Genomic DNA, 25,157 nt, shown 5'->3' with positions numbered 1-25,157 from the left:
GTTCTCAGGCGGCAGCGCTGAGGTCGGCTCGGCAGCTGTCGGCTACACGGCGGCTGCGATCGGGCTCGCGGTCAGCTCGCTGATGCTCTCGGCCGCCTTGCGGGTGTGGTAGATCAACGGGCGGAGGTCGGCGGGCATTTCGGTGGTCCGCCGGAGCAGGAGGACGGCGCCCATGATGGAGTCGTGCCACAGGACCGGGGCGGCGACGGAGTCCCAGCCCGGCATGCACTCCTGGCGGCCGACGCCGAAGCCGAGCCGGCGGATCTCGTCCAGGGAGGCGGCGAGGGCGTCGTTGTCGCGGATCACGCCGGGCCCCGCGGTGGGTGGTACCTCCTCGGCGAGGACGAGGTCCTGGATGCTCTGGGGGAGGTGGGCGAGGATGACGCGTCCTGAGGCTCCGGTGCGCAGGGAGCGGGAGACGGAGACGACGTCTGCGGCGGACATGCCGACCTCGGCGGGGTCCAGGTCGCCGATGACGTAGTCGGTGCACAGCCGCTTCGCGCCGCCGAATGGGGAGAGGACGTAGAGCAGGGCGAGGCCGCCGGTGGTGGCGTGGAGGTGTTCGAGGATCGTGTGGGTCGAGGCGGCGCTGGGGGAGTGGGCCATGGCCTGGACGCCGGCGCGGGCGGTGGCGGTGCCGAGGCGATAGCGGCCCCGGCCGACCTGTTCGAAGGTGCCGTCGGTGACGCCGGTCTTCAGGATGCGGTGGGTGGTGGCGTCGTCGAGTCCGGCGGCGCCCGCGATGGCGCACAGGGAGTGGACCTCGCCGGGGAGTTGGGTGAACGCGGCCTGGACGGCGAAGGCGCGGGCTGCGAGCGAGGACGGTGGCTTGCTCGGCGACTCGTCCTGGCGCTGAGCGGGCACGGCGTCGGACGTGGTGGTGCTGGTGAGGGTCATGGGTGGCTTCCGGGTGGTCGTCGCGTCGTCCGGCGACGGCGCGATGGGGCTGTGCCGGGGTAACCCGTCGGGTGCGGGCGTACGGGCAGCTCGACGGGCCGAGCGGTCAGCGGTCGAGGTCAAGGACGACCTTGCCGCTGGTGAGACGGGCGGCGAGGTCGTGGTGGGCCTGGCGGGCCTGGCCGAGCTTGTAGACCGGGCCGTTGAGTGGCTTGAGCCAGCCGTCGGCGACCGCCGCGAAGAGCGCGGACATCGAGTCGTTGAGGTGGGTGCGGGAGGGGTACAGGTTCGGGAGCCAGAAGCCGCTGACGGCCTTGGAGCCGGCCAGCAGGCTGGTGATGGGCACGAGCCCGTCCGCGCCGGTGACGGCGCCGAAGACCGCGAGGCGTCCGCGCGGGGTGAGGGCGGCGAGGGTGGCGTGGAAGACGTCGCCGCCGGTCATCTCCATGGCGGCCGAGACCGGACCGCCGGCGGCCTCCAGGATCCGGTCGGTGAGGCCTTCGGGGGTGGAGGAGTCGACGACGGCGTCCGCGCCCAGAGCGGTGGCGGTGCGGCGCTTGTCCTCGCTGGAGGCCATGGCGATGACCTTCGCGCCCGCGTGCTTCGCGAGCTGGACGGCGAGCGAGCCGACTCCGCCGGCAGCCGCCGGGACGAGCACGGTGTCGTCCGCGGTGACGCGCAGGTCGGTGAAGAGCAGGTGCCACGCGGTGTTGCCCTGGAGGGTGAGGGCGACGGCGTCGTGGTCGGCGATGCCCTCCGGGACCTCGAAGGCGAGCTTGCGGTGGACGACGGCGGTCTCTGCGTAGCCGCCACCGCGGCTGAGCGCGATGTAGCGGCGCCCGTCCTCGGCGATGCCGAGGACCTCGTTGCCCGGGATGAACGGGGTGGGCATGGGAGCGGGGTACGAGCCCTCGCGCAGGTGGATGTCGGCGAAGTTCACGCCGGCCAGCCGGGTGCGGAGACGAAGGTGGCCGGGGCGGAGCTCCGGCTCGGGCATCTCGGTCGGCTCCAGGACTTCCGGGCCGCCGAACTCCCGCACAGCTATTGCGCGCATGTTGTTCAAACCTAAATATTGCACGGTGGATTCTCGGTGAAGCGCCCATCGGTGGTGCGCTCGGACAGTGAATATACCTGGCGGGGAAATGCCGATTTCGTTGCGCATATAGGGGTGGCGCGCGCTTCGGCATCGCGAGTGGTATTCGTCACGTGACGCTCTGTGGCTGAATCCGAGTGGTTGCTCACTGTGAGGATTCGAGGTGGCAGCCTTGCAGCTACTCGCTCCTCCGTTTGCGGAGCGTTGCCGTGGCGCCTGGTGGAGATCATTTCTCAGTCTCCGAAAATACCCTGCGCCTACTCGCGTAGATCCCTTTGATTTCTTGACCGTATCCAGGTCGCTACTTAATGTCTTCCCTGCGGCAAGGGCTTGCCGCGCATTATTGATGGGGAATCATGTTATGAGGCTTCAGCTGGATCGGGGATCGGTCGCCACCTGTGAAGCCCGTCGTCCCGGGGTCCCGCGAATCAGGCGGATCACCGCGAGTGAGAAGGCCTGCGGTCTGGCGGCCACGGATGGTCACCGCGAGCCGGGCGGCTTTCGAGAACGACGCCGCCCGGTGGCCACGGGCCGTGACACAGGGCTGGGTGCGCCGCCGACGAGGCCGCACGGAGAACAAGCTGGATCTGTCGGCGCGGTGCCCCTATGGTGCTGCTCCCGCCGCAAGCAGGCCGGCGGAGCGGGACGCGAGCAACCGGCTCAGCGCCCCTGAAATGAGACCGGCGTCCTGGAGCTACCAACTCCTGGACGCCGGGCCCGACGCCCCGAGGGGCGCCGATTCACTACCACGTGCACGCGGGACTTCTTCGCACGAGACCGCCGCGCACGTTCCTACGAAGCACGGAGTATCGCATGCCCGCCATACCCAGCGGAACCCCGACCTCGGACGCCCGGCCGCGCCTGGCGGCCAAGCTCGCCGACATGATCCCGGGCGCCGCCAAGGTCGCCGTCGGCTTCACGGACCCGGTGACACTGTGGCCCCACGCGTACGCCCGCGCCGCCGACGCCGCTGGCCGCCCGGTTCGGCTGAGCCCCGTCGCCCGAAGGATCGTCGCACGCTGGGTCGTCCGGGCCTACCCGGACACCGACTGGACGCGTCCGCACCTCCTGGACCTCACCACCGGGGGCTGACCGTACGCCGAGCCGGGGCCGCTGACATGGCGCGAATACGCTCCATCAAGCCGGAGACCTGGGTGAGCGAGACGCTCGCCGAGGTGTCCATCCCCGCGGTGCTCACCTTCCTCGGCATGACCAACCACGCCGACGACCACGGCAGACACCGCGACAATGCGGCGGTCGTCTACGGCCTCATCTGGCCACTGCGCGACGAGGTGAACCGCACGGACGTCGAGGACCACCTCCGGCAGCTCGCTGCCGCCGACGCCATCTGCCGGTACACCGGCTGCGATGGCCGCCGCTACTTCCACTACCCGACCTGGCGCAACCACCAGAAGATCGACAAGCCCAGCCTGTCCCGGCTGCCCGCCTGCCCGCACTGCGAGCCGGAGCGGTGCGGGGTCTGCAAGGGCCCCTGCATCCAGCGTGCCGCCCTCGCGGGTACCCCGGGAGCGGTCACAGAAGACGCCGTGAACGCTCCCCGAGGGTTCGACGAAACCTCGGCGAAACCTCCCGCAGCCCTCCCGCAGCAGAACGAACCCCTCGCTGCACCCGCAGCGAAGACGCCCCCCACCGCTGCCCCAGTAACGGACACAGCGGTCGGCACCGAGGGTAAGCCGGTCCCGAGCCCTCGAAAAACCGCGGGTCAGGCCACATTCGGCGAAACCTCCCCGAGGGTTCGCCGAAGCCTCGACGAGGGCTCGGCGCCTGGATCTAGGATCTTGGATCCTGGATCTTCTTTCCCTACGGGGCGCCAGGCGCCCGACGCGGACACCCTCTCGGCAGGCCAGCTGGTCGGCGAGTACGTCGCCGCCTGCGCCGAGCGCCCGCCGGGCAGCGTCCTCGGCCACCTCGGCAAGGTCGTCAAGACCCTGCTGGACGAGGGCATCGCCCCCGACCACGTCCGCGCCGGGCTGCGGCGCTTCGCCGAGATCCAGGGCCACCCTTCCCGGCTGCCGAGCCTGGTCAACGACGCCATGAACGCACGAAGCGCCGGTTTGGCGCGGCCGGGAATCCGGCCTAACGTGCCCGCACACCAGGCGTGGACCAACCCGGTCGACGCTGCCACCGCCTACGCCGAGGAGCTGTGATGCGCACCCACCGCGACCCGCAGACCCTCGCCGACGCCCCGTCGGTGCTCGACCGGATGGCCGGCATCCTCGCCGCCCGGGGCATCGACCAGCACACGGTCGACGCCCTCCCCGACGAGGTGGAGCCCTACTCGGCGGAGGCCGCGCTGTCCGCCGGGCTGCCGCCGCGCTACCGCGACGCACTCGCCACGAACCCGCAGGTCCTCACCTGGGTGCGGCAGGTCGCAGCCCAGGCCACCGCTCCGGGCCTGGGTGCCCGCCGCCAGGTCACCACGGGCCCCAGCCTGCTGATGGCCGGGGTCGTCGGCGCCGGGAAGACCCACGAGGCGTACGGCGCCGTGCGCGCCCTCGTGCAGGCCGGCATCGGGGTGCGCTGGCGCGCCACCACCGCCGCCGACCTCTACGCCCAGCTGCGGCCCAGCTCGGACACCGACGCCGAGCGGGTCCTCGCCGCCTACAGCCGGGTGCCCCTGCTGATCCTCGACGACCTCGGCGCCGCCAAGTCGAGCGAGTTCGTCGAAGAGCAGACCTACCGGCTGATCAACCGCCGCTACAACCACCTGCGCCCGACCCTGATCACCACGAACCTGCCGATCAGGGACCTCAAGGCCCACCTCGGTGACCGCGTCACCTCCAGGCTCGCCCAGATGACCACCCGGGTCGAGTTCGAGTCGGTCGACCGCAGACGCCTCCAGCGCGCCGCCTGAGCCGCCGCCGCGCTCGGCTGCCCCACGGCGAGCCGACCGACTTTCACCGACCCAGCGCCCTCTCCGCCGACGCCAAACCCGCGCGCGGAGAGCGATCGGAGCAACCCCGCATGACCACCACGACCAGCCTTGCCCGCCACCGCGCCCTCGGCGACCACACCTGGCAGGACCAGGCCGTCTGCACCCCGACCGAGTACAACCCCGTCGACCCCGAGGTGTTCTTCCCGGGGCCGGAGGACGCCGACAGGATCGCCACCGCCAAGGCGCTGTGCGCCCAGTGCCCCGTCGCCCGCGTCTGCCTGGACGCCGCTCTGGAGACCGGCGACACCCACGGCATCCGGGGCGGCCTCACCGAGGAGGAACGCGAACCCCTGCACGCCAAGATTAACGACCGCCTCGACTACAGCCGCGTCAACGCGGTACTGGCCGGACGCGACATCTCCGTCACCAAGGCCGAGCGCCGCGCGATCGTCCTGGCCGGATACCGCCAGGACGTCCCCGTCGAGCGCCTCGCCTGGCTCCTCAAGATCACCCCCGAGCACGCCCTCAAGCTCTACCGCGAAACCCGCCGCGCGATCCGCCACCGCCAGATCGCCGAGCAAGCCACCGCCCGCGCCGCCTCGACCAACCACAGCACCACCAGCGCCGAGCAGCCGAACCGCGACGACTTCGGGACGGCCGCATGAGCACCACCACCCCGCCCACCGCACGCGTCACCGGCTGGGACCGCGCCGTCGTCATCGCCCTCGGCGCCTCCGGCTGCGCGCTGAGCTTCTCCGCCCTCCAGCAGATGGCCGTCGCCATCCACGTCCGGGACTTCCTCACCTACCTCTTCCCGGTCATCGTCGACGGCTTCATCGCCTACGGGGTCCGCGCCCTGCTGGTCCTGCGCACCGCGCCGCTGCGGGCCCGGATCTACGTGTGGGCGCTGTTCGGCGCGGCCACCGGGACGAGCCTGTGGGCCAACGCCCTGCACGCCGTCCGGCTCAACGAGCAGAACGCGACCGCCGGCCTCCGGCTGGGCGACACGGTGGTCGCGGTGCTGTCCACCATCGCCCCGCTCGCCCTGGCCGGCGCCGTCCACCTCTACATCCTCATCGCCCGAGGGACGGTCAGCCCCGCTGACCCGGTCGGTCACGGTGACCGACCGGCCGAGGCCGACCTCGGTCAGGTCACCGCGGAGGAAGCCGGACTGACCGAGCGGTTGGCGGCGCCGACCGCCGGTCAGGACAGCGCCGGTCACCCCGCCTCCGGTCAGCCGGTCGGCCGCCCGGGCACCGCCCCGGCGCCGCAGCCGCCGCTGACCCCGGTCAGCCCGATCAAGCCCTCTGACCTGGGCGGTCACCCGGACACTGACCGGCCGCTCACCGACCGTCCGGCGGTCAAGCTGCCAGTCGCCGCCTCGCCGGTCAGCCCCACCGAGGCCACCGGTCAGCCGGTCAAGCCGCCGGTCACCGCCCCGCCGGTCACTGACCGGGACGTTGACCGCCGCCCTGACCTGGACACCGAGGACCTGCTGACGATCGCACGGCAGGCGGTCAGGGAGGAGGACAAGCTGACCCGCAAGGTGGTCGCCGAGGCGATCCGCGGTCAGCAGATCCCCCTGTCCAGCGACACCCTGACCCGGCTGATGGCCCAGCTGCGCGAACAGCACGGTCAGGCGGTCGCTGCCGACCGGAACTGACCGACCCCAGACCGCCAGGGTGACCGACCAGGTCACCCCGGCGGTCACCCACCGCACTACCGTAGAACGGGAGCACCCCACCATGCGCACCACCCCCGCCACCTGGGCCGAGGCGGACTCCTGGCTCGCCGTCCTCACCCAGCGCGGCCACCTCCACCGCGTCGAAACCGGCCCGGACGATGCGCGCAGCGTCCAGCGCGGCCGGCACTCCCGCCCCTGGACGCTTCACCACCCCGTTCTCGCCCTCGACTTCGTCGAGGACCTCCTCCTCGACCTCCGCCAGCGCGACAGCGAGGCCAGCCGGTGACCGCCTCCGACCAAGACGGCACCACGCAGGCACCGGAAGGTGACCGTGATCAGGCTCCTGGCGGAGCAAGTTGTGGGGTAAGGAGTCCTTACCCCGTCCCCGCCCCGAAGGGGGCGCAGGCACCCAGGTCGGCGCCAGACCCAGAGGGGCCTGCCACCAACCGGGGAGTCGGCCCAGGGGTGCCGACGAAGGGGGAGAAGCAGCAGAACCCGCCGCCCGCCGAAGCCGTCCGCGCCGCCACCCGCCGCCGCTTGCGCCAGCCCGTCCCGCGCACCAACCGCGTCTGCCCCCGCTTCAGCGACCCCGAGTGGTCCCTCCTCCAGCACGCCGCCGAGCAGGCCGGCTTGACCCTCGGCGGCTACACCGCAGCCGCCGCCGTGGCCGCCGCCGCGAGCATCGACCCGAACGCCGCCGTCGCCGACTACCGCCGCGGCATCCAGGAACTCATGGAGTCCAACCGCCAACTTGGAGCCGTCGGCAACAACCTCAACCAGGTCGCCCACTTCCTCAACGCCGGCGGCCAGCCCGCCGCCGACCTCCGCCAACTCCTGCACCGCGTCGAAGCCGCCATCGCCGCCGTCGACGAGGCCGTCGCCTGGATGGTCCGCCGGTGATTCCCAAGATTCGCACCGGCGCCGGAGGCACCTACGGCCTCATCCGCTACCTCTACGGGCCAGGCAAACGTGACGAACACACCGACCAGCACCTCGTCGCCTCCTGGAACAACTTCGCCCCCGACCCCGGCCGCAACCCCCGCCACACCATCGCCCAGCTCGCCGCCCAACTCGACCAGCCCGTCAAGGCCATCGGGGGCCGCGCCCCCGCCACCACCATCTGGCACTGCTCCGTGCGCGCCGACCCCGGCGACCGCCACCTCGACGACAACGACTGGGCCACCATCGCCCGCCGCATCGTCCACGCCACCGGCATCGCCCCCGAAGGCGACACCGCCGCCTGCCGCTGGGTCGCCGTCCGCCACGCCGACGACCACATCCACATTGCCGCCACCCTCGTCCGCCAGGACGGCCGCCTCGCCGGCCTCAGCTTCGACCGCCGCAAGGCCCAGGCCGAAGCCCGCCTCATCGAGAAGGAGTACGGCCTGCGCCAGCTCAACCCCGGAGACGGCACCGCCGCCAAGACCCCCACCAGCCAGGAACGCTTCAAGGCCGAACGCACCGCCCGCACCGAAACCCCGCGCGAGACCCTGCGCGAAGCTGTCCGCCAGGCCGTCGCCGGAGCCGCCACCGAGCAGGAGTTCTTCACCCGCCTGCACGAGGCCGGCCTGCGGGTGAAGATCCGCCACGCCCCTTCCGGCGACGTCCTCGGCTACAACGTCGCCCTGCCCGGTGACCGCAACCGCGACAGCGAACCCGTCTGGTTCGCAGGCAGCACCCTCGCACCTGACCTATCCCTTCCGCGGATCCGCCGCCGCCTCGACGCCGGCCCCACCGCCGACACCACCTCGGAGCCAGGCAACCGCTCCGCGCGGCTCGACCGGTCCGCACCCGCGCGCTACCGCCGGGACGCCGCCCACGTTGCCGACCGCGCCGCCGCGCTCCTCGACGGAGGCGACGACGAAGCCGCCGCCCAGCTCGTCGGCGCCGGCGAACTCCTCGACGCTCTGGCCCAGACCTCCCCGGCCGCCACCCGCACCGAACTCCGCGACGCCGCCCGCGCCTTCGAACGCGCCACCCGCAGCCACGTCCGCGCCGAGAACGCCGACATCCGCGCCCTGCGCTCCGCCGCCCGCGGAATCGTCCACGCCGGCAGCGCCCTCGGCCGAGGCGAAGACGGCGGCGCCACCGCCATGGTCCTGTCCACCCTCGTCCTCGTCGCCCTGGCCGCCGCCCGCTGGCACTCCGCCCGCGGCCACGCCCAGCAGGCCACCGCCTCCCGCCAGGCCGCCGACCACCTACGCGCCGCCTACCGGCAGGCCGCTGCCACCCCGATGCGCACGATGCGCGAAGCAGGTCGCGCCCTGCCGCAGACCGACCGCCACCGCCACGACACCACCATCCGCAACGTCCTCGACAACGCCCGGCGGCCCTCGCCACCGGTCCGCGAGTACGACGCCCTGGCCGCGGTCCTCGCCGAAGCCGAGAATGCCGGCCACGACCCGAAGGCCCTGCTGGAGGAAGCCGCCTCCTGGTGCGAACTCGACACCGCCCGCAGCCACGACGACGTCCTGGTCTGGCGCATCCGCCGTATCGCCGACTTACCCGCCAACCCCCAGCCACCGCGCAAGGCTCCGGCCACCACTAAGAACAGCGCAAAGCCGACACGCAGCGCACAGCGCCCCGCCCCGCCGACACCGGCCCGGAGCGCGGTCGACCCACACCACCCGACCCCGCGGCGCTGACCCCTGCTCAGCGAGCACCTGCCCCAGCTCGCCGGGCGCCGCAGGCACAAACCCCCTCGACACCCGGTCCCACCAGGTGTTAGGCAAGAACCCGAGCACCGAACGGAGAGCCCGTGAACAGAACCGACGAGCGCACCACCAACATCCCGTACCCGGCCACCTCCGACCCCCTCCTTCAGCTGGAGTACGACAGCCGGCCGCCGAGCGGCCCCGACGCGGTGCGCCTCGTGAAGTGCCCCACCGAGCTGGTACTCCGCGGAATGCCCGTCATCTGCCCCGCCTGCCGAGCGCGCCGGGACTGGCTGCTGATCAACCACCGCCGCCACGTCTGGATCGGCTGCCGCTGCGGCACGGAGTGGCTGGAGCCCGAGATCACCCGCCGCGACTTCGACGCGATGATCGCCGATCCCACCTGGACGCACTACCGCACCCTCGACGACGCCCGCGACGTGTTGGGGTTCGACGGGCTCTTCGCCGGGCTCTACCTGGAGTAAGACCGACCGGCAAATGGATCACTTGAGGCGTCGGGTGGTGGGGCGCCCCTGCCAGCGGTAGTGGCTTGTGGAGCGTCGGATGAGCATGCGGAGCGTGACGAGAGCGGCGGCGAGGTAGAGGTAGAAGTCCACGACCGCGCCGCTTCTCTCGGTGCAGCGCCGCAGCTTGCCGTAGTCGTTCATCCACGAGGTTGGGTCGGCCGCGCGGCGAGGTGCCTGACTGAGCAGGTCCTTTTCCGCGCGGCCTCCCGCCGAACCGGACATGACGGTTTCCCTGTCATCCGGCTCTCCAGTTATCACGGCGTGTGTGATCCGGCCGTTCGTGCCTCGTGGATGCGGTCATGGCAGGCAGCGCAGGCCACGAGGGTCTTGCGCCGCCGGTCGAGCATGACGCGCGCCCAGTCGGACGGCGGCCATCCGGCCCGAGCGAGATCGGCAAGGGCCCGGACGTGATGCACCTGGACATCACCGTTGGCCCCGCAGACCTCGCACGTGTCCGCCAGGAGCCTGGTGATCAGCTCCTTCTGCGGATAGTCCACCCAGACAGGCCGGCGGTCGACGACCTTCGCCGACCGCTGCTGCTGGAGAGGGATTCCACCGAACCGCGCCACCAGCGGCTTCCTGTTCTCCCGCTCGATCCGGGCCTCGAAGCAGACTCGGGGCCCGTTGGGAGTGTCGATCCTGGCCTTGTGCTTGGCGGCCATCTTCGTCACGGTCGAACGGTGCTTGCCCGCAAGGGTTTTGAGCATGGAGGTTTCCATGACCCATTGCAGCCGGTGCAGCCGGAAGACGTCTCCGGCGAGCAGGTAGTACTGGACGATGCCCCGGTAGACGGCCCCGAACGTGGCGACGATCGCGTGATCGCTGCCGTTGGTCAGTTCCGTTCGCTTCGCGGGTTTGCCGCGGGCGAGGTAGGGCTCGCACTTGGCCTTGATCACGTCCCGGGGAACACGAAGAGCGATCTGGCCATTCACCCTGCGGTAACGGCCGGTCTTCTTCGTGTCGTTGTGCTGGGTCGTGATCTCGTAGCCGAGAAACCGTGCCGCCCGGGTACGGGCGTGAGTGATCAGCGTCTTCTCCCGGGAGAGTTCCAGCCTGAGTTCGTCACGCAGGAAACCTTCCAAGCGGCGCTTGATCTGCTCGGCCTCGGCCTTCGGCCCGGTGAATCCGAGGAGATGGTCGTCCGCGTAGCGGACATAGCGAAGCCTGCGATAGGACGGATCGTTCGGATCCGCGCTCGGCAGGCTCACCATCCGTTGACGCAGTGTCCGGGCCTGGGGCCGGTCGCCGCGTCGGCGGGCTTTCGCCAGCAGGTTCTGCAACTCCAGATATGCCGGGTTTCTGGCCCGGCGCTCTCCACGGGTGTACTCCGGGATCAGAACCGTCTCGACGAATTCGTCCAACTTGTGCAGGTAGATGTTGGACAGGATGGGGGAAGCTACTCCGCCTTGCGGAGCTCCGGAGAGTGTGGCTCCCCATTTCCAGTCCTCCAGGTATCCGGCGCTGAGCATGTTGCGCACCAGCCGCAGGAACCGCTGGTCATGGATCCTCTCGCCGAGGATCGACAGCAGGACCTGGTGGTCCAGGCTGCCGAAGCAGTCGGCGATGTCCCCTTCGATGAACCAGGACGTCCCGGTCCAGGTGTGGGCGACCTCCCGCAGCGCGGTGTGGCAGCCCCGCCGGGGGCGGAATCCATGCGATCGGTCGGAGAACGTCGGCTCGTAGTACGCCTCCAGCAGCAGGCGGACCACCTCGCTGACGAGCTTGTCCGACCAGGTCGGCAGACCCAGCGGGCGCGTGCTCCCGTTCTTCTTCGGGATGTGCACGCGCCGAACCGGCCGGAAGCGGTAGCGCTCGTGGCGCATCGCCTCGATGATCCGGTCGATCTTCCGCTGGGACATGCCGTCCACGGTTTCCGGCGTGACCCCGGGCGTCATCGCGCCGTGGTTGGCGTAGATGCGACCGTAGGCCAGCAGATACAACTGCGGGTTGAACAACTGTCGATACAGCTCGTCGCACGGCAGACGGCGCCTACCGCGCTCACGCAGGACACCCAGCACCGTTGCGGCGCTCTGCATTTCGCATACCTCCCCATATCCGGGTGTCCGAATCACCTGGCCCCCTTCGCCCTGCGGACGGCTTTCCCGTCCTCCCCGACCGGGCGTGACTCCGGCGACTACTACGGGGCCTCCGTCGCCATAGGACTCGCGTCCCGTAGGCGATCCCACGTTCGTCCCTGTCTGTACGTTCTAGCGCGACTTAGGCGTCCCACTCATCTCCTTGAATGTCCTCGCTGGACATCGCTCCGGGCCCCGGAAGTTGCACCAGTTGACACAATCGAAACCGGTGCAGGGTCGGCGTCGGTTTCAGCTGCCTTTCCGACGGATAGGAACTTGCATCTTCTGGAGATTGGGCTTCAAAAAATCCAGTCTTCGCCATATCGCGCGGGCCGCCCGACACACCGCCCCTGACAACTGGGCCCGGTCACCGGTTTGCTGACATGCTCTTGTCCCCTTCACCTTTCGGATCCAGGTGAGTCATCCGGCCCAGGAACCTCCTTCCGAGTTCCTCCCGGCTGAGCCAGGGATACAAACAGAGCGCCTCGTGGCGCACTGGGTGCGCTCGACCACCCAGCGTTTGGCGGCCTGGATCGGGGCGGGCACGCCCTTGCGGGCGATCTCGGCCGTGAAGCCCAACTCGGCTATTAGCAGACGGGACTTGTTGCTGTCGTAGCCGCGGTCGAGGTTGATGTTGACGGTCTCTGGCATCGCGCCGACCTGTGCCCTGGCCGTGTCCAGGGTGGAGCCGAGCAGCAGTGAGTCGTGTCGGTTGGCCCCAGTGGCGACAACTGCGAGCGGGACGCCGCAGGCGTCGGTGGCGACGGAGCGTTTCAGTCCTTGCTTACCCCGGTCAACCGGCGAGCGACCGGTCTTTGTGCCGCTGGACGGGGCCTTGGTGATGCACCCGTCCACCGAGATCTCGCCGAGCCCGAGGCCGATCATGCGGTCGTAGGCTTCCAGGGCGAGAGCGTGCACGGCCTGTGAAATCCCCTGCTCGGCCCACTCTTTGACGCGTCGGCGGATGGTGCGGTCGGAGCATCCGGGGGTGGAGATGCGCTCGTAGCCCGAGCCGTGGACCAGAGCGAGGACCACATGCTCGAAGACCGTACGGTCAGGCACCCTGCGCCGGTGGCAGCCCAACGGATGGCCTGCCGCGAACTCCTCCCGTGCAGGCAGAAGGGCGGCGAACTGAGCCCACAACGGTTCGAGCAGGCTGGATGGCAGCGCGGGCACAGCCCGTCCCTTCCTGATCACTGGGGCTTTCCCGTCGTGATGACGCCGGGACCGTGTTGAGGATGAGTGCGGCGGACGCGCGGGTCTCGCGGCAGGGGCGGTCAGCGCACCGGGGCCTCGTTCTTACAGCCCGAGTGCCCGCGCGGCATGGTTGCGGTACCTCGTGCGGAGCGCCGGGAGCGCCGCCACCAGAGCGTGGTTGCGAGGGAGGTCAGGGCGACCACGGCGAGGGCCGGACCGCCGACGGTGAGAATCTGCTGGAGGGAGGTTGCGGCGCTGTAGCCGATGCCGGCTTCGGCGGTGGCCCACAGGACGGCTGCGGTGGCGCTGTAGGGCGCGATGCGGCGGTAGGGCAGGCGGGCGGCGCCGGCCAGGTGGGGGGTGAGGGTACGGACCATGGGCAGGAAGCGGCCGAGGAAGACGGACCGGCCGGCGTGGCGGGTCATGAGCGTCTCGGCCTGCTGCCAGGCTCCCGCAGGGATACGGCGGCCGAGGCCGCCGGTGCGCAGGCGCTCGCCCAGAAGGTGGCCGGTCCAGTGGGCGAGGCGGTCGCCCGCAACGGCCGCGGCGGTGGCGGCCGCGATCACCGGCAGGAGGTGCACGGCGCCGGTGCGGGCCATGGCTCCGGCCGTCAGCAGCAGGGCGAGGGTGGGGGTGAACGTGCCCAGCAGAAGCACGGATTCGGCGAAGACAACCAGGGGCCAGGACCGTGTAGACGGCGGCCGGCGGCAGGTGGGCGAGGGCGTCGGTGAGGTGGTTCACTGCTCGGCGCCTGGCAGGAGAGGCAGCAGGTGCGGGGTGGCGGCGTCCACACTGGGGCGGCGCAGTTCCCAGACGTGGGCGGGTGGCAGGTTGGCGAGGACCGTCCAGCGGGCGGTGGCGTAGCGGCGCTGGTAGGCACCCACGACCTGGTCGACGGCGGCGTGGCGGCGGGCTTCGGCGCGGGGGGCGAACAGGGTGCGGGCGCGGCGGGTGCCGAGGTAGGCGAAGTAGGTGAGGGTGCCGCCGGGGTGCAGCAGGTCCAGGTAGCGGGCCATGACGCGGTCGACCAGGTCGGGGGTGAAGTTGGTCAGCGGCAGGCCGGAGACGATGACGTCGTAGCGCCGGCCGGTGTCGAGTTCTTCGACGTACGCCTGGTGGACTTCCGCGCGGACGTGCCGGATGACCGGGGCCGGGTGGTGGTCGACGAGGCGGCGCAGGCGTTCGGTGAAGCGCGGGTTGGCTTCGACCACGTCGAGGTGGCTGCCGCGCGGGAGGCGGGAGAGCAGGGCGCGGGTGACAGCACCGGTGCCGGCGCCCGCCTCCAGGACGGACAGCGGGCGGGCGCCGCAGGTGGCCACCGGGTCGGTCAGGGTACGGGCCAGGGCCCGGCTGCTGGGCGCGACGGCGCCGGTGGTGCGCAGGTCCCGGGCGGCTTCGCGCAGGAACGTCCAGCTCTCGGCGGCCTGCCGGGCGTCGGCGTTCCGGGGGATTCGGGGGGAGGGGGTCCTGTGGTCCATGCTTTCGACGCTAGGAATCCGGGACGCCCTTCGGACCTGCCATTGTGCGACGGTCCTCCCCGACGAAAGTAGGGGGTGGGCGTCGCATTTCGTACCGCCCCCGCGTTCGGCGGGCTGCCTACCATGGCGAGGGTGAAGTGGTGGAGGAGCCCGCGGTGGGCCGCGGTGGGCCGGGCAGCGTTCCTGGCGTTCCTGGTGTGGACGGCCTACCAGAACGGCACCGCGACGGCCGGGACCCGGTTCGGAGTGCCGGTGCTGGTCGCGGCCGCGGTGTGCGCGGTCGTCCTGGCGGTGCCCCGGTGGCGCCTGTCGGGGGCGCCGGTGGTCGTCACCGTCGCCACCGCCTGGTGGGGATGGGTCGTCGACCCGTTCCTGGCCGTGGTCCTGTTCGACCTGGCGGTGGCCCGTCGTACCCGTACCGCCCTGGTGTGTGCGGCGCTCGCGCTGGCGGGCAACCTGCTCGGGGTGCAGGCCGGCTCGATCTGGACGGACCGGCGGTGGGCGGCGATGCTGACGGCGCTGATGTTCGGCCTGGTGGTCGGGCTGTGGCAGGGCAACCGCCGCCGCCTGCTGCGGACCCTGGCCGACCAGGTCGACCACCTGCGGGTGGAGGCCCGGCTGCGCGAGGACGCCGCCCGTGCCGCCGAACGCTCACGGATCGCCGCCGAGATGCACGACGTCCTCGCCCACCGCCTGAGCCTGATCGCCCTGCATACCGGCGTCCTGGCCACCCGCTCCCCCGATCTGCCGCCCCGGGTCGCCGAGCGCCTCGCCCTGCTGCGCGCCACTTCCGTCGAGGCCCTGTCCGACCTGCGCGAGGTGCTGGGCGCGCTGCGCGGGCCCGCTTCCGAGGACGGCCCCGACCCGCTGGAGCCCGCACTCAAGGACGTCCGCGACCTGGTCGACCAGGCACGTGCCGCCGGGCAGGACGTCACCCTGACCGTGGACGGCGACCCGTCGCAGGCACCGACCACGCACCGCCTGGCCGCGTACCGGATCGTCCGGGAGGGGCTGACCAACGCCCGCAAGCACGCGGACGGCGGGCGGGTGGCCGTCCGGGTCGGCTACCGGCCGCCCGCGACCCTCGTCGAGGTCACCAACGACACCGGTTTCCCGGGCCCCGGTGCCTCGACCGGCTCCGGCTACGGCCTGGTCGGGCTGCGCGAGCGCGTCGCCGCGCTCGGCGGCCACCTCGACGCCGGCCCGGCGGGCGCGGGAGCCTGGCGCCTGGCGGCCCGGCTGCCCCACCCCACCTCCTCCGACCGGAACGGGAAGCACCCGTGATCCACGCGATGATCGTCGACGACGACGCCCTGGTCCGCCTGGGCCTGACCGACCTGCTCGACGGCGCCCCCGGCATCGAGGTCGTCGCCCAGGCCGCCGACGGGCTCCAGGCCATCGAGCAGGCCACCGCGCACCGCGTCGACGTTGCGCTGGTAGACGTCCGGATGCCCCGGATGGACGGCATCACCGCCACCGCCCGGCTGCGCGCTCTGCCCCACCCGCCCAGGGTGATCACCCTGACCACCTTCGACCTCGACGAGTACGTCTACAACGCCCTCGCCGCCGGCGCCGACGGCTTTCTGCTCAAGGACACCGACCCCGCCGAGATCCTGCGCGCCGTCCACCTCGTCGCTGCCGGTTCCGCGATGCTCCACCCCAACGCGGCCCGGCGCCTGATCGACCGCTACCACGCCGCCAACCAACCCCGCGCCATCGCGGCCCGGGCCCACCTCGACAAGCTCACCCCTCGCGAACGCGACGTCCTGGCCCTGCTCGCCGAGGGCGCCCCCAATGCCGACATCGCCACCCGCCTCGCCATGCGTGAGAGCACCGTCAAAGCCCACGTCAGCCGCATCCTCGCCGCACTGGAGGTCACCAACCGCGTCCAGGCCGCCCTCCTGGCCCGAGACGCCGGCCTCACTTCCTGGACAGCCGAAGGCAGAAACCACCGAGCGTGAGTGCGGCCAAGCCGACGCCGAAGTGGCGCCCGCTCCAGCAATCGCTGCCTATCGCCGGTCGGTCTAAGGAGCGCTCGCTGTTGCATCGGATGCAACATTCAGCGAGACCGGTACAGGCCGCTGGCCTGCTGACTTTCAAGGGGGCTGATTTCGAGTTGGCCCCTGCTCCGGCACCGGGCCTTCTCGTAGGGCTTTAGGTCGCGGTAACGGGGCCATAGTTCCGTCCAGGGAGCATCGGGGTTGCGGCACAGGGTGATCGGGGCGTGGCGTTCGCAGTGTCGATGCTGGCCGTGCTGCCGATGTGGGCGGCGGTGTGGCAGTCGGTGAAGTCGGCCGCCAGTCGGGTGGGGTCGATGGCGACGGCGATGATCACGTGGACGGTGTCCGGTGGCGGGCCGAAGCGGTGGAGGTCGTTGTTGCCGCTGTCCACCGGGGGCAGACGATGTGCGGGCTTGTAACGGTCGAGGGCGCCCGCTTCTCCGTAGTTGTCGGTGAGCACGGCCGTGACCGCGCGGTCGGCGGGTTGAAGGTCGTCGTACACGGCGGCGACCTGTGCGGTCAGTGCCGGCCAGCCGACGCTGTCTGCTGCGGCCGGGTTGACCGGTGTCCGGTTGAGGAGGTCCACGGGCAGGAGAGGCAGTGTCAGCACGACGTCCAGGGCGGTGCCGACCGCCATATTGGGTGACGTGATGGTCTGCCGGCGATCTTCGTGACGGACGGGGCCCTCGGCCGGTGCGTCGCACTCCCGGTCAGCCGGTCCGGCCGACGGAGCGCAGACGGGACCGGGTGGGGGTAGCCTCGGGCGGGGCGGTGGTGAAGAGGACGCGGAGCGGGGCGTCGGCGGCGGGCGCGGTGGCCGCTGCGTCCAGGACGGCGAGGAGGAGGGCGAGCCGGTCGGGCGGCTCGTCCGCGAGGAGGGCGTCGGCGTCCGTGACGAGGACGAGGAGGCCGCCAGCGGCATCGGTCGGCTCGGCGCCGGGCGGGTGGAGGGCGTCGCGCAGGCACTCCTCGAAGGCGTCCCAGTTGTGGCCGAAGTAGCCGGGGAAGGCCAGGGCGTGCGCCCATTCGGTGAAGAGGGCCGCCGTGGTGCGGCAGTTCGCGCCCCGGACGAGGCGGAGCCGATGGGTGCCGGCGGCCAACCCGGCCCAGGCCCGGCCCGGCAGGAGGTCCCACACCGAGGCCGCGCGTGCGCAGACGTCGACCGCCTCCTCGGGCCGCCGCACCATGCGCAGCGCGTTGCCGAGGGTGACCAGCGCGCGCCCGCCTCATTGTGCCGGTCGCCGCTCTCCCGGTGCACGGCGACCGCCCGAGTGCTTGGTGTCGACCGCGTCGTCGGAGTGCCGCAACGCGGTCAGGGTCGTACTGAGGCAGCTGAGCATGTTGGCCTCGCGATGCCGATCGCTGAGCGTGCGGACCGCCTCGGCCGCCCGGGTCTGGGCATCGGCGGCCTCCTCGAATCGGCGCAGCTCGCGCAGGAGCAGGCCCAGGTTGTTCAGCGCGGTCGCACCCTCCGTGGGCATCCCGGTGCACGGCGGCGACCCGGGCCTGGACGTCGGCCGCCTTTTCGAACCGCCGCAGTCGGTGCAGGTCGCCGCCAAGGTGGACCAGCGCGTCCGCCTCGCCGTACCGGTCGCCGATCTCACGGCTGGTCAGGTCCAGGAGTTGGGAGAGCTCGCTTCCTCAGCAGCGCGAAGCCGGCGCAGACCGCTTCGATCCACTGCGGGAGCCGGTCGCCTTTGAGCTCGGTGATCATCCTCCAGAACGTGCGGATGTGACCGGTGAATGCCTCCAGTTCGGGGGCAGGGCGCGAGCACTGACGTCAGTTTGAGTCGATCGTTCTCCGGCGGGTGCCGGGGTGCCGGGGTGGGTCAGGATCCGACCGGCGACGGCCCCGCGGCGACGACGACGGCGCCGCCGGGCCCAGCCCCGCGACGCAGCCCGTCTCGCGACCCGAACCCCCAGGCCGTCAGGCCTGACCGGCGCTCCCGGTCACGGTCACACTGATGAAGTCGGCCGGGCGTGCCGCGGCGAGGCCGACCTTCAGGACGACCCTGCCGGCCTTGACGTCCTCCGCGGTCATGGTGGCACCCTCGCCGATCTGAACGACGTACGCTTCTTCCGGCTTCGTTCCCATCAGCCCGCCCCGGCGCCAGAGGTCCTGCAGGTAGCTGTCCGCCGCCGTCCGCACGCTCTCCCACGTCGCCTGGCTGTTCGGCTGGAACGCCACCCTGTCAAGGGCCTGCCGCAGGTTCCGTTCCACCAGGTCGACCAGGCGCCGCACGGGGACGTACTTCCACTGGTCGTCGGTCTCGTCGAGGGTGCGGGCGCCCCAGACGAGCGTGCCCTTGCCCGTGAACGCGCGCAGGACGTTGACCGGCTGGGCGTCGCCCTGCTCGGCGTCGCTCACCGCCTGGGACGGGGTCGAGCCGCCCTGCACCGCGACGTTCGCCGGAGCCTTCCACACCCCGCGCTCGCTATCGACCCGGCACCACACTCCGGCGGCCGCGCCGACAGGCGGAACCGGCTGGGCGCCGTCTCCGGACGGGGTCAGCCACGGGTGGTACAGGGCCGCGTGCGCGCTCTGGTCGGCTTCCAGCTTGAACGCCCTCGCCGCGTCGCGGGCCTGCCGTACGTCGTGCTCCCGGCCGGCGTGCAGAATGGCCATCGCCCGGTGGGACGCCGCGAAGGCGGTCACGGCCCTCGCAGTCTCAGCCGCCGCGTCGGCGCCGCCGTCCCACAGGCCGAGCGGCACCAGGATGGTCACGTCGTGGAACGCCTCGACCGAGGTCAACGCCTCCCTCAACGTCTTGCCAGCGGTGTTGGCCAGGTAGCAGAAAGCCCCGCCGTTCTCGAAGTACCCACGCAGCACTGCGCCGGTCTCCCCGGTGGCCGTGGCCTCACCGGCAGCCCGGGGAAGGTCAGGCCACCCGCTGACCCGGACCACGCCCTCGAACGCGGTACCGAAGTCGCCGATGAACACCGGTACCGCTGTCCCGCCGGAATCCTCCTGGCCGTAGCCGCCGGGGTAGTTGAAATCCGCCATCGAACGCTCCATCCAGACCAGAACAGGACAAGGACATGCGCCGCCTCAAGGCCACCAGGCGCGAGCCGTGACGGAGGCAGCACTCCGCCGGAGCGTAACGACCCTGCCGCCCAAGGTGATCAAAACTCGCGTCTGCGCCACATTTGCCGAGTAGTTGGTGTAGAGAGCTCACCCGAACGAGGAAGAGCGTCATACGTATTGTGCACGCTGGCCTCGCTCACACTGCCGTTGAGCTGCGCGGACCTTCTTCTCCACGGCTCGCACCACACTGCAGGCCAGCGAACGAAGGCCTACCAGCTGCTCACTGAAGCCTTCGACCGGACACGCAAGGCGGGCCTGGCGGTGTTCAGCATGCTTGGCAAGGAGTATGTGGCCGCGCTCAGCTCCGTAGCCGACATGCTGCAACTGCACACCATGTACCGAAGCGACGATGCCCGCGACCCCTGTATTGAGATCCCCGAACTCCCGGAAGGTAGAGGAGGTTCAGGATCCAGGAGCTGAGCTTCGAGGGTGCCTCTGCTCTTACGGCTGTGAGCGGCTCCGCCGCTGATGCTCAGGGTGCGCGGCGACCTCGGAGTAGCCCCGGAGCGGTTGGTCGGGGGCCATGATGGTGTTCTTCCTCGCTGTTCCGGTGATGGGCGTACGTGGCAGTGGGCGGGTGGGCGTACGGCAAGGCCACCCCGGCTGGTTCAGCGCGGGGCGGCCTTCCTCGGTGGTGGTCAGGAGTTGGCGAGCCGGTTGGCGAGTTCGAGCGCGGCGGTCGCCACGGTGAGGGCGGAGCACAGCCGGGTGACCTCGCGCAGGGTGGGGTGGACGAGGCGGGGCCAGTCGTCTCCGGCGGCGGGCCAGGTGGCGAGGTGCACGTCGGTGGTGGCGAGGCCGAGGCGGGCGGTGACGTCCCAGCCGGCTTCGGGGGCGGGCTCCCAGCGCAGGAGGACGCGGCCGAAGGGGAGCCGGGGCAGGGTGTTCGGGACCCAGAGGACCTTGATCGGGCGGCTGGTGTGGGTGGGGACGCTGTGGACGAGTGCTCCGCTCGCCCACGGTGGCACGGGGTGGAGAGCGAAGCGGTCGAGCGGGCGGGGAAGACTGGGGCGGTAGCTGCTGGGGATAGGGCTGTCCTCCGATCGGTGGCGTGCGGTCAGGTCCAGGCGAGTTGCTCGCGAACGGCGCAGGGAAGGTAGCTCTCCTGGCCGTCCTCGCTGATGTAGGCGATGCCGTCCTGGACGATGACGTCCGTGCCGACGTAGTGGGCGAAGGGCCAGTCCGGGTTCACGGCGAGGCGCACCCGCAGAGTCGGGTCGAGGGTCTGGAGCTGGGCGATCAGGTGGCCGACGGTGAAGTACTGGGGCATGGCCGTTCTCCAGGAGGGGAAGACGTGGTGGGTAGGCGAAGCGACAGCGGTGGTGGTTACGGAAGGTCGGGGCGGAGCATGGGTGGGCGGGCGCGTAGGCGGCCGCGCGGCCGGATGAGGACGGGGGCGTCGGTCGGCCAGGGGTCGCAGGTGTCCCACGGGTCGCCGGTGGTGAGGACGACCGTGCCGTCGAGGCCTTGGACTTCCGGCAGGCCGCAGGCTCCGCAGCAGCAGGTAGGGTCGTAGCGCCCGGGGTGGGCCGGGTAGGTGCCGGAGGCGAAGTAGTCGGCCCGGGGAAGACAGCCTGACTGGGCGGGTTGGAAGGCGGAGACGATCAGGTCGCCGGGATGGATCTGGTCGGCGCGGGCGATCCGAAGATGGGGGCTCGCGAGGATGCGGCGGCTCGCGCCGTGCTCGGTGGCGGCGGTGACGACCACCAGGTGGAAGTCGACGTGGTGGGTACTCGTGGTGCCTCCTTCGGGAGGTGCGGATGATTCGGTCAGGCGCGTTGGCGGGGAACGAGCGGGGTTTCGCCGCCGTGGGTTTCGATCAGGTCCCGGACCAGTGCCACGGGGACGTACAGGTACACGGACTCGGTGGGGCCGCACCGTGATCGGAGGAGAGCCAATCGCGATCTCCGGCGGTGGGACGGACGGGCGCAGGCAGGAGGCTTCCGGGGGTGTTCATGGGGCTGGATACCTCTGTTGACCTGCGGTTTCGGCGACATGAGTACGTTGGCATGGCTCATGCCGAAGTCCGTAGTCGTTTCCGGTGGTGACCGGTCTGCTGTGGGCGAACTGGGCCGGGAATGGATCGGCGAGGCCCGGTGCTGAAGAGGGGTTACGGCGCGGGGCCGTACACGGGCCCGAAGGGGGAGAACGGCGTTGGAGCCGAGCAGAGGCCGCGACATGGTGGCACTGGAGCGCAAGATCCGCAGCGCGGGCCGGGCGTGGACGATGGGGGACCTCGTCGTGATCGCTGACGGCCAGTGGGCTGTGAACACGACGAACCGTACCGAGCGGATACAGGACGAGCTGGCCGAGACCCGGCTGGCGGACGGCCGGCGAGTGGAGCTGACGCTGGAGGAACTGGCCCGTACGGTGGGCGCCGCCGATCCCGGCGCCCACCGCGATCAGGTCGCGGACTGACCGGCCGCTACCGCCGGTTGACCACCGGCAGGCCGGGAGCGGCTGCGGCCGGTGGGGCGGCCTGGCCGGTGGGCAGGCCCAGCGGGCGAGGGGACTGCGCGGTGCGGGCGGTGGCCGCCCGGACGCGTTCGGCGCCGAGGCCGTCCTGGGTGTGCAGGGAGAGCTCGCGGGCGTCGACGACGTGGCGGATCGCCTGGAGAGCGGTGTTGCTCTCGCCGTGGGCGGTCCGCAGTGCGCTCGCCGATTCCGTGATCCGGTCGAGGTCGTAGAAGGCGGGGACGTGGCCGGGACGGGTGAGTGCGTGCAGCCGTTCCCGGTGCACGGCAACGGAGTTGGACACGACGGTCAGGTAGCTCCGGGTGTGCATGGCCGCACGCAGGAGGGGGTCCTCGACGGGGCGGCGGATCGCGGCCTTCTCCAACTCGGCGATCGGCCGGCCCCACGCCTTCTCGATCATCGCGTCGGCGTGCTCCAGGGCGGTGGGGTCGGGCACGGGGGTTCCTTCCGGAATGGTGGTCAGCGGGAGCGCCCGGCGACGGCGGCTGGGAGTGCCTGCGGGCGGGTGGTGGTGGTGTAGGCGAGCGCGGTGGGGGCGGCCCGGGGCACGGACAGCGAGCGGGAGGTGGCGGCCCGGAGGCGCGCCACCTCCAGCGGACTCGGTGCGGTCGGCGTCGCGCTGGCCACAGCGGGCAGGTGCTCCAGGTCGATGCGCCGCATGTACCGGTGGACCGGGGCCGGGTCGGTGACGGCGGTGGTGAGCGTCTGCAGCAGGTGCTCGGGCAGGCGCGAGGAGGCGGTGGCGTACCAGACGTCGCGGGGCGGGCCGACCTCGAACAGCCAGCGCTCGGTGTCACCGGCCATCTCCGCTGAGTGCCGCAGGGCGTTGTCGCGGCGGTGCAGACGGATGAGGTCGTCGGGGGACTGGTAGGTGAGGAACGGCGTGGCGGGGTTCAGGCGCCAGCCGGAGGAGAGGAGTTGGAGGGTCACGCCTGCGCCGTCGGGCTGGGGTCCGTTGTCCAGGTAGGCGTCAGAGCCCTGGGTGTAGGCGTCGGCGAGTGCGGCGGTGAAGTCCTCGACGACCTCGGGCGGCGTCTTGTGGTCGAAGGTGACCAGCCACTCGGGCGGGGCGAAGGCGTCCCAGCCGGCGCTGATCTTCCACAGCGTGGAGTCCTCGCCTTCCGGTAGGAAGGCGAGGCGGGCCCGTAGGTCCGGCGCGGTGACGAAGGTGTTCGCCAGCTCGTCGCGGCTGAGCGCCCAGCCCGCCGCCATCAGTCGCCTGATGGCCGGTGAGACGTCGGCGTTCGAGTTGGCGAGGTAGCGGGGCGTGATTCGGTACTCGCGGGGCTTCTCGGCGGTGTACGGCATCGCAGGTCCTTCCGGAGGTTCAGCGGCGGCGCGCGGCCGGCGCGGGCCGGGAAGCGGGAGCTGCGGCAGGGAAGGTCAACGCGGCGGCCGTCGGCCGGCGGGCGGGGGCGTCCCGGGAGGGCGGCCGGGCGGTGATGTGCGGCAGGTGGCGGGCGGGGATGTTACCGAGGCGGCGCTCTACGGGCGCGGTGGAGCTGAAGGCGAGGGCCGCGCGGACGAGCGGGTAGAACGGCACGCCGATCGTGAAGTCCGCACGCCAGGACGGGTTGTGGGGGTCGCCCGCGAGCATGCTCCAGGCCGGCGGGGTGAGGCCGGCGACTTCGGTGTCGGGTGGCTGGTGGCCGACGCGGTGCCGGTAGACGGCGGTCCCGTCCGGGGCGACCTGGTCGTGGAAGCCCTTGGGGGCCTGCTCGGGCCGCCAACCGCGGTCGGCCAGGACGGAGGCCGGTGTGCGGGGCAGGTGGTGCGGGCCGCCGTGCAGGTAGTCGCGGTGGCCGCTGCGCAGGCCGTGGACGAGGACGGTAGTGAAGGCGGCGGTGATCTCGGCGGGTGTGCCGGAGCCGAACGACGCGCGCCACAGGGGCTCGGCGCCGGGGCGGGAGTAGCCGTGGAGAGTCCAGGCTGCCGTGCTGCCGGCCGGAGGGCCGCCGGTGACGACAGCAGTGCGGCAGGGGCTGGTGAAGCGGACGCCGCCGTCGGGGATGCCATGGCGGCTCCAGCCGGGGGCGGCGGCCAGCGTCTCGGTGATGAGCCGGGGGTCGCCGGGTCCGGCGAGGCGGAGCGGGCGGACGAGCAGGCGGGTGGTGGAGGGCACTGGGGCTCCTTGTCGGGCGGGGAGCGGGCCCGCACGTCGCCGCAGGACAGGACGGGGATGGCGGTGTGCGGACCCTGGGGCGCTGAAGGTGGGGGAGCGCTTCTGGCCGGGGCGTTCACGGCGGTCACCGTCCGTGGGAGGGGTAGGAGGCCGCCGTCACCGCTGCTGGGACGCGCGGCTGCGCGGCGGGGGCGTCGCTGAACAGGCCGGTGGGCGCGGGGCTTCGCCGCAGGGCCGCCGCGGTCCGCATGGGGCCCGCTCCGGTGGCGAGGGTGCGGATGGCGGCCGGCACGAGCGTGGGAGAGGCGGCCGAGTGCCGCATGTCCCACTGCTGCACGGCGGCGTAGACGGGGGCGAGGGCGCGGCCGGCGTCGGTGAGGGCGTAGGGGTCGCCGTGCCGGGAGCCGGTGCGGGTGACCAGGCCGTCGGCCTGCATGCGGTTGAGCCGGCTGGAGATGAGCTGTTCGGAGACGCCGACGCGCTCCCCGAGGTGGGTCACCCGCATGCTCCCGTGTTCGGAGAGCAGCCGGACCACCTCGGTGGTGTCCACCAACTGCAGGCGGTGCAGGGCGTCCTCGATCCGGTCGGACCGTCCCTGCGGCGCGCGGTCGAGGTGTTCGGAGGACCACTGGGCCACCGCGCGGTAGAGCGGTCCGAGGGTGCGCGCACGGGCGCTGAGCCGGTAGGGGGCCGAGCGGTCGAAGGTGGCGTCGCGGTCCATCAGGCGGGCGCCCGCCATGGTGGCGAGGCGCTTGCTGATGTACGGCTGGCTGACCGCCGGGTGGTAGTGGGCGACGTCGCGCACCCGCATGGCCGGGCCGTACTTGGCGATCGTGTGGACGAGGTGCGTGGTCCACTTCGGGGCCAGTTGGCGCAGGACAGTCTCCACGCGTGCCGCGTCGGCGGTGCTCAAGGCGCTGGTCGGCAGGACGGACATGCTCGGGAACTCCTGGTCAGCGGGTGCGGGGGGGGGG

General features: G+C 71.7%; 29 protein-coding genes and 1 pseudogene. 12 read left to right on the top strand and 18 right to left on the bottom strand.

Features of this window, described 5'->3' with window-relative positions; translation table 11 throughout:
* Positions 1 to 42: 42 nt before the first annotated feature.
* Positions 43 to 897 carry an IclR family transcriptional regulator C-terminal domain-containing protein gene (locus ACIQI7_RS15715; protein ID WP_401109661.1) on the bottom strand — a complete coding sequence of 285 codons (855 nt, stop codon included), beginning with the start codon at positions 895 to 897 and terminating at the stop codon, positions 43 to 45.
* 106 nt (positions 898 to 1,003) lie between these two features.
* Complete coding sequence (locus ACIQI7_RS15710) at positions 1,004 to 1,951, bottom strand: zinc-binding alcohol dehydrogenase family protein (RefSeq protein WP_401109657.1); 948 nt, start codon at positions 1,949 to 1,951, stop codon at positions 1,004 to 1,006.
* A gap of 852 nt (positions 1,952 to 2,803) precedes the next feature.
* Here ACIQI7_RS15710 and ACIQI7_RS15705 point away from each other — a divergent pair.
* From ACIQI7_RS15705 to ACIQI7_RS15665, 9 genes are all read left to right on the top strand, one after another.
* The gene (locus ACIQI7_RS15705) at positions 2,804 to 3,082 is read left to right on the top strand and encodes a transcriptional regulator (RefSeq protein WP_401109654.1); all 279 of its coding nucleotides are present in this window, start codon (positions 2,804 to 2,806) and stop codon (positions 3,080 to 3,082) included.
* A gap of 26 nt (positions 3,083 to 3,108) precedes the next feature.
* Positions 3,109 to 4,158 carry a hypothetical protein gene (locus tag ACIQI7_RS15700; RefSeq protein WP_401109651.1) on the top strand — a complete coding sequence of 350 codons (1,050 nt, stop codon included), beginning with the start codon at positions 3,109 to 3,111 and terminating at the stop codon, positions 4,156 to 4,158.
* Positions 4,158 to 4,865: an ATP-binding protein gene (locus ACIQI7_RS15695; protein ID WP_401109648.1), complete on the top strand. Its 708-nt coding sequence runs from the start codon at positions 4,158 to 4,160 to the stop codon at positions 4,863 to 4,865. Before ACIQI7_RS15700 ends, ACIQI7_RS15695 begins: the two co-directional genes overlap by 1 nt.
* Before the next feature lie 110 nt (positions 4,866 to 4,975).
* The gene (locus tag ACIQI7_RS15690; protein ID WP_401109645.1) at positions 4,976 to 5,551 is read left to right on the top strand and encodes a WhiB family transcriptional regulator; all 576 of its coding nucleotides are present in this window, start codon (positions 4,976 to 4,978) and stop codon (positions 5,549 to 5,551) included.
* The gene (locus tag ACIQI7_RS15685; RefSeq protein WP_401109642.1) at positions 5,548 to 6,549 is read left to right on the top strand and encodes a DUF2637 domain-containing protein; all 1,002 of its coding nucleotides are present in this window, start codon (positions 5,548 to 5,550) and stop codon (positions 6,547 to 6,549) included. The genes ACIQI7_RS15690 and ACIQI7_RS15685 overlap by 4 nt, the downstream gene beginning before the upstream one ends.
* Before the next feature lie 82 nt (positions 6,550 to 6,631).
* Entirely contained in the window at positions 6,632 to 6,856 is a 225-nt protein-coding gene (locus ACIQI7_RS15680) for a hypothetical protein (RefSeq protein ID WP_401109639.1), read from the top strand.
* 179 nt (positions 6,857 to 7,035) lie between these two features.
* A complete protein-coding gene (locus ACIQI7_RS15675; RefSeq protein WP_401109637.1) occupies positions 7,036 to 7,470 on the top strand; it encodes a MobC family plasmid mobilization relaxosome protein in 435 nt (144 codons plus the stop codon).
* Positions 7,467 to 9,215, top strand: a complete 1,749-nt coding sequence (locus ACIQI7_RS15670) for a relaxase/mobilization nuclease domain-containing protein (RefSeq protein ID WP_401109634.1) — start codon at positions 7,467 to 7,469, stop codon at positions 9,213 to 9,215. Before ACIQI7_RS15675 ends, ACIQI7_RS15670 begins: the two co-directional genes overlap by 4 nt.
* Positions 9,216 to 9,328: 113 nt before the next feature.
* A complete protein-coding gene (locus ACIQI7_RS15665) occupies positions 9,329 to 9,709 on the top strand; it encodes a hypothetical protein (RefSeq protein ID WP_401109631.1) in 381 nt (126 codons plus the stop codon).
* Positions 9,710 to 9,727: 18 nt separating this feature from the next.
* Here the strand turns inward: ACIQI7_RS15665 and ACIQI7_RS15660 are convergent.
* The 5 genes and pseudogenes from ACIQI7_RS15660 to ACIQI7_RS15640 form a co-directional block, all read right to left on the bottom strand.
* Positions 9,728 to 9,898, bottom strand: a pseudogene (locus ACIQI7_RS15660) (IS5/IS1182 family transposase); the annotation flags it as partial.
* A 107-nt stretch (positions 9,899 to 10,005) separates the two neighbouring features.
* Positions 10,006 to 11,787, bottom strand: coding sequence for a reverse transcriptase domain-containing protein (locus ACIQI7_RS15655; RefSeq protein WP_401109630.1), 1,782 nt, complete (start codon positions 11,785 to 11,787; stop codon positions 10,006 to 10,008).
* Positions 11,788 to 12,246: 459 nt separating this feature from the next.
* A complete protein-coding gene (locus tag ACIQI7_RS15650; protein ID WP_401109627.1) occupies positions 12,247 to 13,002 on the bottom strand; it encodes an IS5 family transposase in 756 nt (251 codons plus the stop codon).
* A gap of 101 nt (positions 13,003 to 13,103) precedes the next feature.
* Positions 13,104 to 13,679 carry a DedA family protein gene (locus tag ACIQI7_RS15645; protein ID WP_401109625.1) on the bottom strand — a complete coding sequence of 192 codons (576 nt, stop codon included), beginning with the start codon at positions 13,677 to 13,679 and terminating at the stop codon, positions 13,104 to 13,106.
* Between the two features lie 81 nt (positions 13,680 to 13,760).
* Positions 13,761 to 14,501, bottom strand: coding sequence for a class I SAM-dependent methyltransferase (locus ACIQI7_RS15640; RefSeq protein WP_401109623.1), 741 nt, complete (start codon positions 14,499 to 14,501; stop codon positions 13,761 to 13,763).
* Positions 14,502 to 14,633: 132 nt separating this feature from the next.
* Between ACIQI7_RS15640 and ACIQI7_RS15635 the strand changes: the two genes are divergently transcribed.
* Both ACIQI7_RS15635 and ACIQI7_RS15630 read left to right on the top strand, forming a co-directional pair.
* Complete coding sequence (locus ACIQI7_RS15635) at positions 14,634 to 15,785, top strand: sensor histidine kinase (protein ID WP_401109621.1); 1,152 nt, start codon at positions 14,634 to 14,636, stop codon at positions 15,783 to 15,785.
* The gene (locus tag ACIQI7_RS15630; RefSeq protein WP_401109618.1) at positions 15,782 to 16,462 is read left to right on the top strand and encodes a response regulator; all 681 of its coding nucleotides are present in this window, start codon (positions 15,782 to 15,784) and stop codon (positions 16,460 to 16,462) included. Before ACIQI7_RS15635 ends, ACIQI7_RS15630 begins: the two co-directional genes overlap by 4 nt.
* A gap of 193 nt (positions 16,463 to 16,655) precedes the next feature.
* On the opposite strand, the gene ACIQI7_RS15625 is transcribed toward ACIQI7_RS15630, so the two are convergent.
* From ACIQI7_RS15625 to ACIQI7_RS15595, 7 genes are all read right to left on the bottom strand, one after another.
* Positions 16,656 to 17,138, bottom strand: coding sequence for a hypothetical protein (locus tag ACIQI7_RS15625; RefSeq protein WP_401109617.1), 483 nt, complete (start codon positions 17,136 to 17,138; stop codon positions 16,656 to 16,658).
* A 73-nt stretch (positions 17,139 to 17,211) separates the two neighbouring features.
* Positions 17,212 to 17,688, bottom strand: a complete 477-nt coding sequence (locus tag ACIQI7_RS15620) for a barstar family protein (RefSeq protein ID WP_401109615.1) — start codon at positions 17,686 to 17,688, stop codon at positions 17,212 to 17,214.
* Positions 17,689 to 17,727: 39 nt separating this feature from the next.
* Positions 17,728 to 17,982, bottom strand: coding sequence for a hypothetical protein (locus tag ACIQI7_RS15615; RefSeq protein WP_401109613.1), 255 nt, complete (start codon positions 17,980 to 17,982; stop codon positions 17,728 to 17,730).
* Between the two features lie 446 nt (positions 17,983 to 18,428).
* Entirely contained in the window at positions 18,429 to 19,505 is a 1,077-nt protein-coding gene (locus ACIQI7_RS15610; RefSeq protein WP_401109610.1) for a phage tail sheath family protein, read from the bottom strand.
* A 719-nt stretch (positions 19,506 to 20,224) separates the two neighbouring features.
* On the bottom strand, positions 20,225 to 20,554 hold the full coding sequence (locus tag ACIQI7_RS15605; protein ID WP_401109607.1) for an esterase: 330 nt from the start codon (positions 20,552 to 20,554) through the stop codon (positions 20,225 to 20,227).
* Positions 20,555 to 20,643: 89 nt separating this feature from the next.
* On the bottom strand, positions 20,644 to 20,856 hold the full coding sequence (locus ACIQI7_RS15600; RefSeq protein ID WP_401109604.1) for a hypothetical protein: 213 nt from the start codon (positions 20,854 to 20,856) through the stop codon (positions 20,644 to 20,646).
* 56 nt (positions 20,857 to 20,912) lie between these two features.
* A complete protein-coding gene (locus tag ACIQI7_RS15595) occupies positions 20,913 to 21,293 on the bottom strand; it encodes a hypothetical protein (RefSeq protein WP_401109601.1) in 381 nt (126 codons plus the stop codon).
* A 447-nt stretch (positions 21,294 to 21,740) separates the two neighbouring features.
* Between ACIQI7_RS15595 and ACIQI7_RS15590 the strand changes: the two genes are divergently transcribed.
* Positions 21,741 to 22,004, top strand: a complete 264-nt coding sequence (locus tag ACIQI7_RS15590) for a hypothetical protein (protein WP_401109598.1) — start codon at positions 21,741 to 21,743, stop codon at positions 22,002 to 22,004.
* Positions 22,005 to 22,011: 7 nt separating this feature from the next.
* Here the strand turns inward: ACIQI7_RS15590 and ACIQI7_RS15585 are convergent, their stop codons facing one another.
* From ACIQI7_RS15585 to ACIQI7_RS15570, 4 genes are all read right to left on the bottom strand, one after another.
* Positions 22,012 to 22,497 carry a hypothetical protein gene (locus ACIQI7_RS15585; RefSeq protein WP_401109597.1) on the bottom strand — a complete coding sequence of 162 codons (486 nt, stop codon included), beginning with the start codon at positions 22,495 to 22,497 and terminating at the stop codon, positions 22,012 to 22,014.
* A gap of 23 nt (positions 22,498 to 22,520) precedes the next feature.
* Positions 22,521 to 23,369: a DUF317 domain-containing protein gene (locus tag ACIQI7_RS15580; protein ID WP_401109594.1), complete on the bottom strand. Its 849-nt coding sequence runs from the start codon at positions 23,367 to 23,369 to the stop codon at positions 22,521 to 22,523.
* A 19-nt stretch (positions 23,370 to 23,388) separates the two neighbouring features.
* Positions 23,389 to 24,183 carry a DUF317 domain-containing protein gene (locus ACIQI7_RS15575; protein WP_401109592.1) on the bottom strand — a complete coding sequence of 265 codons (795 nt, stop codon included), beginning with the start codon at positions 24,181 to 24,183 and terminating at the stop codon, positions 23,389 to 23,391.
* A 124-nt stretch (positions 24,184 to 24,307) separates the two neighbouring features.
* Complete coding sequence (locus tag ACIQI7_RS15570; RefSeq protein ID WP_401109590.1) at positions 24,308 to 25,120, bottom strand: winged helix-turn-helix transcriptional regulator; 813 nt, start codon at positions 25,118 to 25,120, stop codon at positions 24,308 to 24,310.
* Positions 25,121 to 25,157: the final 37 nt, after the last annotated feature.

Origin of the sequence: Kitasatospora sp. NPDC092039, assembly GCF_044756065.1 — a bacterium.
Lineage (GTDB): Bacteria > Actinomycetota > Actinomycetes > Streptomycetales > Streptomycetaceae > Kitasatospora.
Note: the sequence above shows the minus strand (reverse complement) of the source record. Positions and strands in the feature narration are given on the sequence as shown.

Excerpts from the sequence above, each read along its gene's own strand:
- ACIQI7_RS15695 (WP_401109648.1), top strand. The coding sequence starts at position 4,158 with ATGCGCACCCACCGCGACCCGCAGACCCTCGCCGACGCCCCGTCGGTG.
- ACIQI7_RS15580 (WP_401109594.1), bottom strand. The coding sequence starts at position 23,369 with ATGCCGTACACCGCCGAGAAGCCCCGCGAGTACCGAATCACGCCCCGC.
- ACIQI7_RS15625 (WP_401109617.1), bottom strand. The coding sequence starts at position 17,138 with ATGGCGGTCGGCACCGCCCTGGACGTCGTGCTGACACTGCCTCTCCTG.
- ACIQI7_RS15655 (WP_401109630.1), bottom strand. The coding sequence starts at position 11,787 with ATGCAGAGCGCCGCAACGGTGCTGGGTGTCCTGCGTGAGCGCGGTAGG.
- ACIQI7_RS15715 (WP_401109661.1), bottom strand. The coding sequence starts at position 897 with ATGACCCTCACCAGCACCACCACGTCCGACGCCGTGCCCGCTCAGCGC.
- ACIQI7_RS15700 (WP_401109651.1), top strand. The coding sequence starts at position 3,109 with ATGGCGCGAATACGCTCCATCAAGCCGGAGACCTGGGTGAGCGAGACG.
- ACIQI7_RS15620 (WP_401109615.1), bottom strand. The coding sequence starts at position 17,688 with ATGGTGCGGCGGCCCGAGGAGGCGGTCGACGTCTGCGCACGCGCGGCC.
- ACIQI7_RS15690 (WP_401109645.1), top strand. The coding sequence starts at position 4,976 with ATGACCACCACGACCAGCCTTGCCCGCCACCGCGCCCTCGGCGACCAC.
- ACIQI7_RS15685 (WP_401109642.1), top strand. The coding sequence starts at position 5,548 with ATGAGCACCACCACCCCGCCCACCGCACGCGTCACCGGCTGGGACCGC.
- ACIQI7_RS15615 (WP_401109613.1), bottom strand. The coding sequence starts at position 17,982 with ATGCCCACGGAGGGTGCGACCGCGCTGAACAACCTGGGCCTGCTCCTG.
- ACIQI7_RS15570 (WP_401109590.1), bottom strand. The coding sequence starts at position 25,120 with ATGTCCGTCCTGCCGACCAGCGCCTTGAGCACCGCCGACGCGGCACGC.
- ACIQI7_RS15640 (WP_401109623.1), bottom strand. The coding sequence starts at position 14,501 with ATGGACCACAGGACCCCCTCCCCCCGAATCCCCCGGAACGCCGACGCC.
- ACIQI7_RS15680 (WP_401109639.1), top strand. The coding sequence starts at position 6,632 with ATGCGCACCACCCCCGCCACCTGGGCCGAGGCGGACTCCTGGCTCGCC.
- ACIQI7_RS15710 (WP_401109657.1), bottom strand. The coding sequence starts at position 1,951 with ATGCGCGCAATAGCTGTGCGGGAGTTCGGCGGCCCGGAAGTCCTGGAG.
- ACIQI7_RS15705 (WP_401109654.1), top strand. The coding sequence starts at position 2,804 with ATGCCCGCCATACCCAGCGGAACCCCGACCTCGGACGCCCGGCCGCGC.
- ACIQI7_RS15600 (WP_401109604.1), bottom strand. The coding sequence starts at position 20,856 with ATGCCCCAGTACTTCACCGTCGGCCACCTGATCGCCCAGCTCCAGACC.
- ACIQI7_RS15610 (WP_401109610.1), bottom strand. The coding sequence starts at position 19,505 with ATGGCGGATTTCAACTACCCCGGCGGCTACGGCCAGGAGGATTCCGGC.